This is a genomic window from Hymenobacter ruricola (genome assembly GCF_015694525.1).
In the GTDB taxonomy this organism is placed as follows: Bacteria; Bacteroidota; Bacteroidia; order Cytophagales; family Hymenobacteraceae; genus Hymenobacter; species Hymenobacter ruricola.
In genome coordinates, this window is record NZ_JADQDM010000005.1 from 262,735 (window position 1) to 277,208 (window position 14,474).

At 67.9% G+C, this 14,474-nt stretch carries 9 protein-coding genes; 6 read left to right on the plus strand and 3 right to left on the minus strand.

Features of this window, described 5'->3' with window-relative positions:
• The first annotated feature begins 114 nt into the window (after positions 1–114).
• The 3 genes from I2H31_RS12675 (at position 115) to I2H31_RS12685 (ending at position 6,695) form a co-directional block, all read left to right on the plus strand.
• Positions 115–4,350 (plus strand): PAS domain-containing sensor histidine kinase, encoded by a 4,236-nt coding sequence (locus tag I2H31_RS12675; RefSeq protein WP_196293403.1) that lies wholly within the window; start codon positions 115–117, stop codon positions 4,348–4,350.
• A 321-nt stretch (positions 4,351–4,671) separates the two neighbouring features.
• Positions 4,672–5,826 (plus strand): methionine aminotransferase, encoded by a 1,155-nt coding sequence (locus I2H31_RS12680; protein WP_196293404.1) that lies wholly within the window; start codon positions 4,672–4,674, stop codon positions 5,824–5,826.
• An 86-nt stretch (positions 5,827–5,912) separates the two neighbouring features.
• Positions 5,913–6,695: an amidohydrolase gene (locus tag I2H31_RS12685; RefSeq protein WP_196293405.1), complete on the plus strand. Its 783-nt coding sequence runs from the start codon at positions 5,913–5,915 to the stop codon at positions 6,693–6,695.
• A 210-nt stretch (positions 6,696–6,905) separates the two neighbouring features.
• On the opposite strand, the gene I2H31_RS12690 is transcribed toward I2H31_RS12685, so the two are convergent.
• Entirely contained in the window at positions 6,906–9,233 is a 2,328-nt protein-coding gene (locus tag I2H31_RS12690) for a T9SS type A sorting domain-containing protein (RefSeq protein ID WP_196293406.1), read from the minus strand.
• Between the two features lie 101 nt (positions 9,234–9,334).
• Between I2H31_RS12690 and I2H31_RS12695 the strand changes: the two genes are divergently transcribed.
• Positions 9,335–10,642, plus strand: a complete 1,308-nt coding sequence (locus I2H31_RS12695; RefSeq protein WP_196293407.1) for a UDP-N-acetylmuramoyl-tripeptide--D-alanyl-D-alanine ligase — start codon at positions 9,335–9,337, stop codon at positions 10,640–10,642.
• Between the two features lie 140 nt (positions 10,643–10,782).
• On the opposite strand, the gene rfbC is transcribed toward I2H31_RS12695, so the two are convergent.
• Together rfbC and I2H31_RS12705 are read right to left on the minus strand one after the other, a co-directional pair.
• Positions 10,783–11,331 (minus strand): dTDP-4-dehydrorhamnose 3,5-epimerase, encoded by a 549-nt coding sequence (gene rfbC / locus I2H31_RS12700; RefSeq protein ID WP_196293408.1) that lies wholly within the window; start codon positions 11,329–11,331, stop codon positions 10,783–10,785.
• Between the two features lie 38 nt (positions 11,332–11,369).
• Positions 11,370–12,482, minus strand: coding sequence for a glycosyltransferase family 4 protein (locus tag I2H31_RS12705; RefSeq protein ID WP_196293409.1), 1,113 nt, complete (start codon positions 12,480–12,482; stop codon positions 11,370–11,372).
• Positions 12,483–12,666: 184 nt separating this feature from the next.
• Here I2H31_RS12705 and I2H31_RS12710 point away from each other — a divergent pair, with 184 nt between their 5' ends.
• Entirely contained in the window at positions 12,667–12,957 is a 291-nt protein-coding gene (locus tag I2H31_RS12710; RefSeq protein ID WP_196293410.1) for a c-type cytochrome, read from the plus strand.
• 180 nt (positions 12,958–13,137) lie between these two features.
• The gene (gene hflX, locus I2H31_RS12715) at positions 13,138–14,472 is read left to right on the plus strand and encodes a GTPase HflX (protein ID WP_196293411.1); all 1,335 of its coding nucleotides are present in this window, start codon (positions 13,138–13,140) and stop codon (positions 14,470–14,472) included.
• Positions 14,473–14,474 lie beyond the last annotated feature (2 nt).

The window sequence follows — 14,474 nt, forward strand, 5'->3', positions numbered from 1 at the left end:
CCCTGACCGCTCCGGTCGGGGCTTTTTTGGGCGCGGGCCGCCTCCGCCCGCGCGGGCCTATCTTTGGAAACGGAAGCGGCACATTATCGGCTGCTGCTGCTGAGCCTGCCCGTTATGCCCGTTTCTGCCGTTTTGCCCGCTCCGGATTTCGAGCTGCTCTTTGAGATGCTGCCCGCCCCGCACGCCGTGCTGAGCCCCGACGGCACCGTGCTGGGCCTGAACGCGGCCCTGACCCACCTGCTGCTGCCCGGCGCGGCCACCGGCCTGCCCGGCCAGCCCCTGCCCGCGCTCTGCGCCGCCGCCGAAGCCGGCGGGGCCCGGCTGGCCGATGCCGCCGCCTGGGCCGCTGGCCTGGCCGCCGCCCAAGCCGGCGCCCCCCACACCCTGACGCCCGCCCTGCAAGCCGCCGGGCCTCAGCCCGTGGGCTACTGGCAGGCCACGCTGCAGCCCGTGCCCCAGGAGCACCCGCGCTACCTGCTGGTGCGCCTGCTGGACGTGACCGCGCAACTGCGGCAGCAGCTCGCCGCCGAGCAGGAGGCCGGGCAGTTTCTCTTTTTGGCCGAAAGCCTGCCCCAGCTGGTGTGGGCCACGGGGGCCGACGGCGAGCCCGAATTCACCAACCAGCGCTTCATCGACTACACGGGGCACGACGTGCTGCAGCTCGACGAAGCCGCGCGCGCCGCTTTGTGGAGCAACATCATCCACCCCGACGACCTGCCCAGCATGTACGCGCGCTGGGGCACGGCCCTGGGCACGGGCCAGCCCTTTGAGGTAGAATTCCGGCTGCGCGGGACCGACGGCGAATACCGCTGGTTTCTGTCGCACGTGATGGCGCAGCACGACGCCGACGGGCAGGTGCGGCGCTGGTTCGGGGCCTGCACCGACGTGGACGCCCAGCACCGCGCCCAGCTGCAGCTCGAAAGCCAGCAGCGGTTCATGCAGCGCATTCTTGACCAGCTGCCGCTCACCATCAGCACCATGGAGGGGGCGGAGCTGGCGTTCAGCTTCCTCTCGGCCAAAGCCCGCGAAACCATGGGCCCCCGGGCCGTGGTGGGCCGCACCGTGGCCGAGAGCCTGCCCGAGGCCACCGCGCAAGGCTACCTGCAGCTGCTGAACCAGGTGCGCGACAGCGGCCAGCCCCGGTACGGCATCGAGGAGCGCACCGAGCTGCCGGACCCGGCCACGGGCCTTGTGGAGCCGCGCTACTACGACTACGGCTACCTGCCCCTGCGCGCCGAGTCCGGCGCCGGCGTGCTGGCCTACGGCTTGGACGTGACCGACAAAGTGCTGGCCCGCCAGCGCAGCGAAGCCCTGCAGGCCGAAGCCCGGGCCGCCGACCAGCGCCTGCGCCGCGTGACCGAGAGCCTGCCGAGCATCACCTTCATCAGCGACCAGGAGGAGCAGGTGCTCTACATCAGCCCGCAGTGGTACGCCTACACCGGCACCGGCCCGGACGACGACCTCGACCGGGCGTGGCGCGAAAGCCTGCACCCCGACGACCGGCCGCGCGTGGCCGCCGCCTACGCCGCCGCCCTGGCCGCCGGCACGCCCTGGCGCTACGAACTGCGCCTGCGCCGGTACGACGGGCAGTACCGCTGGTTTGTGAGCCAGGGCGTGCCCGAGCCGCTGGAAGACGCCCGCGCCGCCGGCCGGCCGCGCCAGTGGTTCGGCTCGGACCTGGACATTCACGAGCTGCACGAGACGCAGGAGCGCCTCGAAGCGGAAAACCAGCAACTCGGGCCCATTCTGAGCCAGACGCCGGGGCTCATTGTGACCGTGGAGGGCCCCGAGCACCGCTTTGCCTTTGCCAACCCGGGCTACGACGCCTTCACGCACCAGCGCGCCCAGCTGGGCCGCCCGCTGGCCGAGTGCTTTCCCGAAGTGGTGGAGCAGGGCCTCGTCAGCCTGCTTGATTACGTGTACCACACGGGCAAAAACTTTGAGGGCCAGGAAGTGCCGCTGGCGCTGGCCGGACCGGACGGCGGGCTCCCCCTCACCCAGTACTACCTCGACTTCACCTACCAGCCCATGCGCGACGCGGCCGGGCGGGTGACCGGGGTGCTGGGCTTTGCCGTGGACGTGACCGAGCGGGTGCGCGCCCGCCAGCAGGCCGAGCGCCTGGCCCTGGAGATGAACCGGCGCGACGAGCAGCTGCGCGCCCTCACGGCGTCGGTGCCGGTGTTCATCTTCAACTTTGACCCCGCCGGCGGCATCACCTACACCAACCCGTACTTCTACGAGTACACCGGCCTGGACCCCGCCGGCGCGCCCGACGACGCCTGGCGGGTGCTGGCCGACGACGACCGCGCCCGGGTGGGAGCCGTGGCCCAGGCCGCCATGGCGCGGGGCGAGGCCTGGCAGGCCACGTTCCGGGTGCGGCGGCGCGACGGCGAGCTGCGCTGGTTTCAAACCAAGGCCCAGCCTTACCCCGACGCAGCCGGCCAGCTGGCGGGCTTCAGCGCGGCCACGGTGGAAATCCACGAGCTGCAGGAGCGCACCGAGGAGCTGACGCGCAGCCGCCTCGACTTTGCCGCCCTGGCCGACAACATCGCCCAGCTGGCCTGGATGGCCGACCCCACGGGCCGTATTTTTTGGTACAATAAGCAGTGGTACGACTACACCGGCTCTGACCTGGCCACCATGCAGGGCTGGGGCTGGAAGCAGGTGCACGACCCGGCCCTGGTGGAGGGCATCAACGCGCGCTACCTGGCCAGCGTGGCGGCGGGCGAGCCGTGGGAGGATACCTTCCCGCTGCGCCGGCACGACGGCGAGTACCGCTGGTTTTTGAGCCGGGCGCGGCCCATCCGGGACGCGGCCACCGGCGCGGTGCTGCGCTGGTTTGGCACTAACACCGACGTGACGGAGCTGCGCCAGCTGCAGGAGCGCCTGGCCGAGGGCGAAGAAGAATTGCGCATTCAGGCCGAAAGCATTCCGCAGCAGGTGTGGACGGCCCAGCCCGACGGCACGGTGGACTTCTACAACCACCGCACTGCGGCCTACGTGGGCGTGGCCATGGAGAAAAACGGCGCCGCCCACTGGCTGGAGTTTGTGCACCCCGACGACCGCGCCCACATGCAGGCGCGCTGGGAGCAGGCCATTGCCTCGCAGCGCTACTACGAGGCCGAGTTCCGGCTGCGCCGCTACGACGGGCAGTACCGCTGGTTTCTGGGGCAGGCCCAGGCCCGGCGCGCGCCCGGCGGCCAGGTGCTGAAGTGGTACGGCACCAGCACCGACGTGCACCAGCAGCGCCAGTTGCAGGAGCAGGTGCTGGCCAGCCAAAACCGCTTCCAGCAGCTGCTCGAAACCCTGCCCCAGATGGCTTGGACCTCGCGCCCCGACGGCAGCGTGAGCTACTACAACCAGCGCTGGTACGACTTCACGGGCGGCACACTTGAGGAGCTGCAGGACTGGGGCTGGGAGCGGTTCATTCACCCCGACGACCTGCCCGGCACGCTGCGGCGCTGGCAGCACAGCCTGGCCAGCGGCGAACCTTTCGAGGCCGAGCACCGCTGGCGCGACCTGCAGGGCGAGTACCGCTGGTTTCTGGCCCGCGCCGAAGCCATCCGGGACAAGGCCGGCGCGGTGGCCGTGTGGGTGGGCGCCAACACCGACGTGCACGAGTTCAAGCAGGTGCAGCAGCAGCTGGAGGCCCAGAACGCCCGCCTGCTGCGCACCAACGAGGACCTGGACAACTTTGTGTACACGGCCAGCCACGACCTCAAGCAGCCCATCAACAACATGGCCGGCATCTTTGAGGAGTTGACCCGCACGGCCTACTTCCGCGACCCCGACGCCATCAAGCTCATCACCTATTTTGAGCGGGCGCTGGCCCAGATTTTTGGTACCATCGACGACCTGAGCGCCATCGTGCGCGGGCAGCGCCAGCAGCAGGAAGTGCCCGCCGAGCCCGTATCGCTCGCGCCGCTGGTGGCCGAAATCATCAACAGCCTGCAGGACCAGGTGAAGCAGGCCGGTGCCCGCTTCGAGCTCGATTTTGACACCTGCCCCACCGTGCAGTTTGTGCGGCCCAACCTGCAAAGCCTGCTCTTCAACCTCCTCAGCAACTCGCTGAAGTACGCCGCGCCCGGCCGCGTGCCCCTCATCCGCCTCAGCTGCACCCCCGACGCGGTGAGCGGCCGCCCCATCCTCACGGTGCAGGACAACGGCCTGGGCATCGACATGGAGCGCTACGGCACGCAGCTCTTCCAGCTGTTCCGGCGCTTCCACACCCACGTGGAAGGCACCGGCATGGGCCTGTACCTGGTTAACCGCATTGTGCAAATCCACGGCGGGCGGCTGGAAGTGAGCAGCGCCGTGGACGAGGGCACCACCTTCCACATGTACTTGTAAAAGAGTTTCTCCTCCATGGCTTGGATAGGGTCGCCTAACGTTGGGGGACCCTCCCCCTACGTTAGGCGACCCTCCCCTAACGTTGGGGGGGCCTCCCCTAACATTAGGCGACCCTCCCCTAACATTGGGGGGCCCTCCCCCAACGTTAGGGGACCCAATCCAAGCCTTGGGGGAGGGTTGCCCAACGTTGGGGGAGGCCCCCCCAACCTGCAGCGGGATTCGCGTGTTTTTCAACGGGCCTGGCCCGGCTTGGGCGGCGCCTCGCCATCCCTTACTTTGCACCACCCTCCGGCGGCCGGTGGCCTGCCTTCAACCCCTGCCATGTTGCTTCCCTCCAAACTCCCCGACGTCGGCGTCAGCATCTTCACCCAAATGACCTTGCTGGCCCAGGAAACCGGCGCCATCAACCTCGCCCAGGGCTTTCCCAACTACGACCCGCCGCAGGCCCTGCTGGAGGCCCTGGCCCGCCACGCCCGCACCCCCGGCCACCACCAGTACGCGCCCATGCCCGGGCTGCCGCGGCTGCGCGAGGCCATTGCGGCCCAGGTGGCCCGCCTGCAGCCCGACGCCCCCGCGCCCGACCCGGCCACCGAAATCACCATCACGGCCGGGGCCACCGAGGCGCTGTACGCGGTGCTGGCCGCCGTGGTGCGCCCCGGCGACGAGGTGCTGGTGTTCGAGCCGGCCTATGATTTGTACGGCCCGGCCATCCGGCTGCAGGGCGGCGTGCCGCGCTACGTGCGCCTGCCCGCCCCGCACTTCCGGCCCGACTGGGACGCCGTGCGCCGCGTGGTGTCGGCCCGCACCCGGCTGGTCATCGTCAACACGCCCCACAACCCCAGCGGCGCCATGTTCGGGGCCGAGGACTGGGACGCGCTGGCCAAGCTGCTGGCCGGCACCAACGCGCTGGTGCTCAGCGATGAGGTGTACGAGCACCTGGTGTTTGATGGCACCCCGCACCGCAGCGCCCGCCAGCACGCGGAGTTGCGCGAGCGCAGCTTCGTGCTCTCGTCCTTCGGCAAAACCTACCACGCCACCGGCTGGAAGGTGGGCTACTGCCTGGCCCCGCCGGCCTTCACCACCGAGGTGCGCCGGGTGCACCAGTTCCTCACCTTCGCCGTGAGCACGCCTACCCAGCACGCCCTCGCCGACGCCCTCGAAGCCGACCCCACCGACGCCCACGCCCGCGGCCTGGCCCCGTTTTACCAGGAAAAGCGCGACCGGTTCCGGGCCCTGCTCACGGCCGGCGGCTGGGACCTGCTGCCCGTGCCCGGCGGCTACTTCCAGCTGGCCCGCTACGACGCCTTCTCCCCGGCTTCCGACCTGGCCTTTGCCCAGCACCTGGCCCGCGAAAAAGGCGTGGCTGTGATTCCGGTTTCGGCCTTTTACCACAACGGGTTCGATGAGGGCCTGATTCGGTTCTGCTTCGCCAAAGAAGCCACCACGCTGGAGGCCGCGGCGGCGCGGCTGCGGTAGCTGTAGCGTGGACTCTGCGAGTCCGCGCATTACCAGAACGTTCGCCCGGGCGCGGACTCGCAGAGTCCACGCTACAACCTCCTCCCATGTCTGACCTCACCGTTTCCTTCCTCCAAACCGAGCTGCACTGGCAGGACGCCGCCGCTAACCGCGCCAGCCTCGACCTGGCCCTGGCCCGCCTGGATGCCCCGACGGACCTCATCGTGCTGCCCGAGATGTTCACCACCGGCTTCAGCATGGACGCTGCCACCCTGGCCGAGCCCATGGACGGGCCCACCGTGGCCTGGCTGCGCGCCCACGCCGCCGCTCACAACGCCGTGGTCACCGGCAGCGTCATCATCGAAGAAGGCGGGGCCTACTACAACCGCCTGCTGTGGGTGCGGCCCGACGGCAGCCTGAGCTACTACAACAAACGCCACCTCTTCACGCTGGCCGGCGAGCAGCACACCTACACCCCGGGCCGCACCCGCCTGGTGGAGGAATGGCGCGGCTGGCGCATCTGCCCGCTGGTGTGCTACGACCTGCGCTTCCCCGTGTGGAGCCGCAACCAGCCCGCCGCGCCCTACGACCTGCTCCTGTATGTGGCCAACTGGCCCGCCGTGCGCCGCACCGCCTGGACCACCCTGCTGCGCGCCCGCGCCATCGAGAACGTGGCCTGCGCCCTGGGCGTGAACCGCATCGGCCACGACGGCCCAGGCCACGTCTACAGCGGCGACTCGGCCCTGCTCGACGCTCAGGGCAACTACCTCGTGGAGGCCCATGACCAGGCCGGCATCTTCACCCACGCCCTGCGCCGGGCCGAGCTGGACGGCTTCCGGGCCCGGTTCGCGGCGCTGAACGATGGGGACGCTTTTGAGCTGCGCACGTAGGGGGCGGGGCGTTTGTCATTGCGAGCGCAGCGAAGCAATCCTTCCTCAACACCAGACTCTTCCTTTCACCAAAAAGCCCCGGCACTGTGCAGTGTCGGGGCTTTCGTTATTGCCTAGCAAAGGGGCTTTGTCACATTGATAGGCGGGTCGCTGAGAACAGAACGGATTGCTTCGCTGCGCTCGCAATGACACACCCTGCTGCCTTTCGCCTTACTGCACGGCCAGCCGCTGCACGGCGGTGGCGCCATCGGGCCCCACGGCGCGCACCAGATATACGCCGGCGGCCAGACCACTCAGGTTGAGGGCGTGGCGGCGCTGGGCCTCGTCGAGGGTGCGCACCACGCGGCCGGTCAGGTCCAGCAGGGTGAGGCGGGTGGGGCGGGCGGTTTCGACGGTGGCGGTGGCCGTGGCGGGGTTGGGGTACACGCTCAGGGCCAGGGCGGCCGCGGCTTCGGTGCGGGTGGCCGTGATGGTGCGGTTGCGGGTGGCGAAGCTCAGCAGCCCGCCGGACTGGGTGCCCACCAGCAGCTCGGGGGCGCCGTCGGCGTTGAGGTCGGCGGCGGCCAGGCCGTAGAAGGCGTAGGAGTCGAGGCCCAGGCGGGTGGGCTCGTAGGCATTGGTGCGAGTGTTATACAGCAAATCGGTGCGTTCCAGGAAGATGCCGACCTGCGTGCGGTAGTTGCTGAAGAAGCGCAGGTAGCCCGTGGCGTCGGCCGTGAGCAGGTCGGGCAGGCCGTCACCGTCGAAGTCGGCCACGGTGGGGGCCAGGTTCTCGGGCCGGGAGCCGTCGGCGGTGCGGATGTGGCCAAAGTCGTTATCCACCAGCACAAAGGCGCTGTCGAGGGGCCCGCGGCCGCGGTTGCGGAAGTAGCGCAGGGCCATGCCCGGCTCGCGGGCTTCGTTGGTGCCGATGAGCATATCGACGAAGCCGTCGTTGTCCACATCAGTGAAATAAGGCGTGTCTTCCCGCTCGTAGGGCAGCACGCCGTCGGTGGGGGCCGGGTTGGTGGGCTTGGTGGAGGTGGCCGGGCCTTGCGGCTGGAAAATGACGGACGCCGCTTGGTTGAAGGCGACCGGGGCGCCGGCGGGCGCGGTGTTCAGCACGTAGGCAATCACGTTGGTGGCCCGGTCCCAGGAGGCAAACGCCAGGTCGAGGGCGCCGTCGCGGTTCAGGTCCACCAGCGCGGGCTTGATGCCCAGCAGCTGCCGGGCACTGAAGCCCAGGTAGTCGTCGGTTATCAGCTTGAATACGGGCCGGGTGCGGGTGCCCACGTTGCGGTAGTACGCAATGGTGGCGCGGTACGCACCGTTGACGCGGTCGGCGTGGTTGGCCACCAGCAGGTCGGTCAGGCCGTCGCCGTCGATGTCGCCGAAGGCCGGCGCGGCGCCTTCGCTCACGTCAATCATCGTGTTCTGCAAAAAGCCGTTGGGCTGAAAGGCGTACGCGGGCGCGCCGCTGGCGGCCGAGTTGGTGAAGAGCTGGATGTGGTTGCGCATGCTCACCAAGTCCGACGTGTTGCTCACCATATTCGGCGCCACCACCAGGTCGGGGCGGCCATCGAAGTTGGCATCGAAGGAATACCCGGACGGAAACACCGGCACCCGCGCCGGCGCGGCCGCCGACGGAAAGCTGGCGCTGATGCCGGCCTGGGTGAGCAGCGGCGCCGCCGTGGTGCCCTGGTTGAGCAGGCGCGCAAGCTCGGGGCAGTTGTCGCGCCCGTCGAGCAGGTCCTGGTCGCCGTCGCCGTCCAGGTCTATCAGCAGCAGGCTATGGCCGCCGGTGTGCGTGGTCTTGTTGGCCGTGAAGCAGGTCTGGTTGTTGAACTGGTAGGCGGCGCAGGAGGCGCAGGCGGCCCGGATGCCGCCCCAGTTGGTGGCGGTTTGCTCGAAGGTGAGGGCGCCGCCGCAGGTGCCGGGGCTGGTGTTGATGTACTGCTCGATGAAGATGGAGTTGATGAAATCATACGTCATGATGTCGAGCTTGCCATCGCCGTTGACGTCCTGAATGGCGGGCAGGTTATAGCCGCCTATCTGCAGGTTGGCCGTGCCGCTGAAAGGGCCCGAGTACCGCAGCTGCCGGCTGGCCACCTGGAACTGCACCTGCCCGTTCACCAGCACGTTGCGCAGCACCACGATGTTGCCGCCCTGGTAGAAGGTGAAGATGTCGGGGCGGCCGTCGCAGTCGTAGTCGCGCAGCAGCACCCAGCCGCGCAGGCTGTCCGGGAAAATGGACTCGTACTGCGGCGCGTAGAGCCAGCGGCGGTCGGCGGGCGTGCCCGGCGCGGCCACGTTCAGGAACGTGTAGCTGCGGCTGGTTTCGTGGTCGAAGGCGTAGAGGTCCTGCTGGCCGTCGTTGTCGAGGTCGATGGTGCTGAACTGGGGCGAATTGAGGCCGCCGGCCCAGGCGTTGGCCAGGGTGTCGGTGCCGTGCACCACCTTGGCCGCGGCGCGGTACTCAAATCCAAAGCGGTTGCTTTGGGCGCGCGCCGCGAAAGAAAAAGCCAGCAGCGCCAGCAAAAAAACGTAGGAACGAAGCATAAGCAGCAAGAGCGGACGTAAGGAAAGAAGGACTGCCCGGCGCAGTACAAAAATCACGCCCACCTTTGCAGCAAGTTACACCCGGCAACCCGTTTCCGTTCATGCCCAGCCCGCTTTACTCCCATTATCTGGCCGCCGGTGGCCTCGTCAGCACCGACTCGCGCCAGCCCCAGCCCGGCACCCTGTTTTTTGCCCTGAACGGGCCCAGCTTCCGCGGCGCGGCCTTCGCGCCCCAGGCCCTGGCGCAGGGCGCCCGCCACGCCGTGGTGGACGACGAAGCCCTGGCCGCCACCGACCCGGCCCGCTACACCTTCGCCCCCGACCCGCTGCGGGCGCTGCAGGAGCTGGCCCGGGAGCACCGCGCGCAGTTCCAGCACCCCGTGCTGGCCGTGACGGGCTCCAACGGCAAAACCACCACCAAAGAGCTGCTCACGGCCGTGCTGGCCCAGCAGTTCAAGGTGCTGGCCACGATAGGCAACCTCAACAACCACATCGGCGTGCCGCTCACGCTGCTGCGCCTGCGGCTGGAGGAGCACGACTTTGCGGTGGTGGAAATGGGCGCCAACCACCGGGGCGAAATCGCCGACTACTGCCAGTGGGCCCGGCCCACCCACGGCCTCATCACCAACATCGGCCTGGCCCACCTCGAAGGCTTCGGCGGGCCCGAGGGCGTGGCCCTGGGCAAGGGCGAGTTGTTCGACTACCTGGCCCGCACCGGCGGCACGGCCTTTGTGAACACGCTGGACGCCCGCCTGCCCGGCCTGGCCGCGGCCGTGCCCACCCGCCTCACCTACCCCGGCCCCGCAGATACCTATCCGGCCACGCTGCTTGCGGCCGCGCCCGCCGTGGCTCTGCGCCTGGCCGACGGCACCGACGTGGCCGCCCAGCTCACCGGCGACTACAACTTCCCCAACCTGGCCGCCGCCGCCGCCGTGGGCCTGCACTTCGGCGTGGCGCCGGAGCGTGTGGCCGCCGCGCTGGCCCAGTACAACCCCCAGAATAACCGCTCTCAGTTGCTGCGCACCGCGCGCGGCAACGACCTCATCCTCGACGCCTACAACGCCAACCCCAGCAGCATGGCGGCGGCCCTGCGCAGCTTCGCCGCTCGCCCCGGCGCCCCGGCCGACAAGCTGGTGATTCTGGGCGACATGTTCGAGCTGGGCGACGCCAGCCGCGCCGAGCACCGCGCTTTGGGCAAGCTGCTTCTTGGCCTGGGGCTGGGCGGCGCCATCCTCATCGGCCCCGAAATGGCGCAGGCCTGGAACAAGTGCGCCCCGGCCAACACCCTGCACTTCCACACCAAAGAAGCCGCCGTGGACTGGCTCCGACGCCAGCCCCTCACGGGCCGCCAAATCCTGCTCAAAGGCTCGCGCGGCATGGGCCTGGAAACGCTGCTGCCGCTGCTGTGATGGTGGGTTGGCGCGGCGGTAGAACGTCATGTCGAGCGCAGCCGAGACATCTCGCGTGCTGCCAGTAATTAGTTTTCCGCGGCGAGATGTCTCGACAAGCTCGACATGACGTTCTACCGCACCATTTCACCAACCCACTACTAAAAGGGGCTCTCGAACTCGGCCAGGGTGGGCAGGGTGGCGTCTTTGGGCGACACCAGGGCGTCGGTGATGCCCCAGTCGATGCCCAGGGCGGGGTCGTTCCAGCGCAGGCCGCCTTCGCTGGCGGGGGCGTAGTAGTCCGAGCATTTGTAGAGGAAGAGCGTGTCGTCTTCCAGGGCCATGAAGCCGTGGGCAAAGCCGGCGGGAATGAACAGGATGTTGCCCACGGCGGCGCTGAGCTCCACCTGGGAGTGCCGGCCGTAGGTGGGCGAGGTGCGGCGCAGGTCCACCACCACATCGCGCACGCGGCCCTGGGCCACCCGCACGAGTTTGGCCTGCGCGTGGGGCGGGCGCTGGAAGTGCAGCCCGCGCACCACGCCCGGCTGCGACTTCGACTGGTTGTCCTGCACCCAGTTAATTTCCGACGGCAAGCCCAGCGCCTGCATCTGACGGGCGCTGTAGGTTTCGTAGAACACGCCCCGCGGGTCGCCGAAGAGGCGGGGAATAAATTCGATGAGTCCGGGCAGGGCGTGGGGTTTAGCTTGCATTGAGGCAAAGGTAGGACGGGCCCGGGCCTCCGGCGGGGTCATTTCTTTACCTCGGCCACGGCCGAAACGTATTTGTCGAGCACCAGCTTTTCGTCGAATTTGGTTTCGGCCAGGTAGCGGCTGTTCTGGCCCATGCCGCGCAGGTCGGCGTCGTTCAGGCGCAGCACTTGCAGCATTTTGGCGGCCAGGTCGGGGCCGCTGCGCACCTGGCAGAGGAAGCCGTTGCGGCCGTCCACCACGGTTTCGCGGCAGCCGGGCACGTCGGTGGTTACCAGGGGCTTGCCCACGGCGGCGGCTTCGAGCAGGGTTTTGGGTGTGCCTTCGCGGTAGCTGGGCAGCACCACGCAGTCGGCGCGGTGCAGGTGGGCGGCCACGTCGTCGGAGCGGCCCAGGTACTCGATGTCGCCGCTCTTCAGCCACTCCTCAAACGTGGCGCGCGGCACGCCCACGCCGCCCGCCTCGTCGAGCCCGCCCAGCAGCTGGATGCGGGTGCCCGGCACGGCCGCCCGAACGATTTTGGCGGCTTCGAAATACTCCACCACGCCTTTCTCGTAGAGCACTCGCGCCACCATCAGAAACACGAACGGGGTTTGGCGCACGAACTGCGCGGCCGGCCGGAACCGGTCGGTGTCGACGCCGGAGCCGGGCAGCAGGTCGGTGATTTCGCGGCGCACCAGGCCGTTTTCGAGGAACAGCTGCCGGTCGTCGCCGTTCTGGAAGAAGATTTTGGCCGGGAAGCGGAAGGCGAAGCGGTAGAGCGCCAGCGCCACCTTGCTCACGAAGTTTTTCACGATGAACACCGTGCCCAGCCCGCTCACGTTGTTGATGCTGGGAATGCCGGCCAGCCGGGCCGCGATGCTGCCGTAGATATTGGGCTTGATGGTGTAGTGCAGCACCACGTCGGGCTTTTCGCGCTTGTAAATCTGGTAGAAGCGGCGCGTGAGGGCGGCGTCCTTCACGGGGTTGGTGCCCTTGTTTTCCATCAGAATGGGCACGTAGCGGCAGCCGAGCTCGGTTTCGAGGCGCTGCGAGTAGTCATCGGGCGGGGCAATGGCCAGCACTTCGTGGCCGGCGGCCTGCAGGGCCCGCACGAGGCTGGCGCGAAAATTCCAGATGTTCCAGCTGGTGTTGATGACGAGGGCGACGCGCACTTTTTTGGGGTAAGGGGGTACGGGGGTAGGCGGGTATGAGGGGGCAAAGGTCGGGCCTACGGCGCGTTTACAACTAGTGTCTGGGCGCCCACGCCTCCTGCCTTCCCTCCCACCCCCATCCCCTCCTACCCTCATTCCCTCAATATTCCGGTACTTTGCGGCCTGATTTTGTGTTAGCCCCGGTATGAATGTTCGACTTTTGACGCTGCTGTTCCTGTTGCCGCAACCGGCGCTGGCGGGACCGCCGCAGGTGCTGCCCGGCCAGGCCCTCTTCCAAAAAAACTGCGTGCGCTGCCACGGCGCCAACGGCAAGAAAGGCGCCAACGGCGCCCACGACCTCACCAAGAGCAACCTCAACGCCTTTGGGCGCACCTACCTGGTGACCAACGGCATGGGCAAGATGCCGGCCTTCGGCAAAATGCTCACGCCCGAGCAGGTGCAGCAGGTGGTGGCGTATTCGCTCACGCTGAAGTAGCAGGGGCGCGGGGCACGCCCGTCATGCAGCGCGCAGCGAAGCATCTTTACTGCTGTAGTGACTCAATTGACTAGATTACTGCTGCGGTAAAGGTGCTTCGCTGCGCGCTGCATGACGTTCCTTTTGGCTGAATTTGCGTTTACGGCTTTAGCCACTCCTTTCCAATTCCGACAACTTCCCATGGCAACCACCCAATCCGGCGGCAGAAAACACAGCAACAGCACCCGCCACATCGGCGCGACCGATAACGTGAAGGGGCGCGCCGGCCGCATTCTCGCCAAAGCCGCCGACAATGGCACCTACGAAACCGCCAAGGAGCAGGAAACCGCCGTGCTGGTATCGGTGCCGCCCCGCCGGCAGTCCGAAGCCCAAACCCAGGAATATCTGGACGAGCTGGCGTTTCTGATTGAAACGGCCGGCGCCACTGCCACCAAGCGCTTCGTGCAGCGCCTCGAAAAGCCCGACATCCGCACCTACGTGGGCGAGGGCAAGCTGGCCGAAATCAAGGCCTACGTGCAGCACGAGGGCAGCAGCATGGTCGTTTTTGACGACGACCTTTCCCCTTCGCAGCTGCGCAACCTGGAGGCCGAGCTGCTGGTGAAAATTGTGGACCGCTCGCTGCTGATTCTGGACATTTTCGCACTGCGGGCCAAGTCGGCCACCTCGCGCACGCAGGTGGAGCTGGCGCAGTACCAGTACCTGCTGCCCCGCCTCACTGGCCTCTGGACCCACCTGGACAAGCAGCGCGGCGGCGTGGGCATGAAGGGCCCGGGCGAAACGGAAATCGAAACCGACCGCCGCATCGTGCGCGACCGCATCGCCTTCCTGAAAGAGAAGCTCGAAGACCTCGACAAACAGGCCCACACCCAGCGCAAAACCCGCGGCGGCAGCATTCGGGTGGCGCTGGTGGGCTACACCAACGTGGGCAAAAGCACCCTGATGAACGTGCTGGGCAAGGCCGACGTGTTTGCCGAAAACAAGCTGTTCGCCACCGTAGACGCCACCACGCGCAAGGTGGTGCTCGACAACCGCCCGTTCCTGCTCTCCGACACGGTCGGGTTCATCCGCAAGCTGCCCACCAAGCTGATTGAGAGCTTTAAGAGCACGCTCGATGAAATCCGGGAAGCCGACCTGCTGCTGCACGTGGTCGACATTTCGCACCCCGGCTTCGAGGAGCAGATTCAGGTGGTGAATGACACGCTGGCCGACATCGGCGCGGCTGATAAGCCGGTATTGCTGGTGTTCAACAAGATAGACCAGTACAGGCCCGACGAGGCCGAAAAAGACCCTTTTGGCGAAGTGCACGAGGCGGAAGACGAAGAATCCGCCGCGCCGCGCCCGCCGCTGGAGCAGCTGCAGGCCACCTACATGGCCAAGCTGCACGACCCGGTGGTGTTCGTGTCGGCCCAGGAGCGCACCAACCTGGAAGAGCTGCGCGAGCTGCTGAGCAAGCGCGTGGCCGCCCTGCACCAGCAGCGCTACCCCTACCAAAACGCCGACTACGAGCAGCAGTAAGC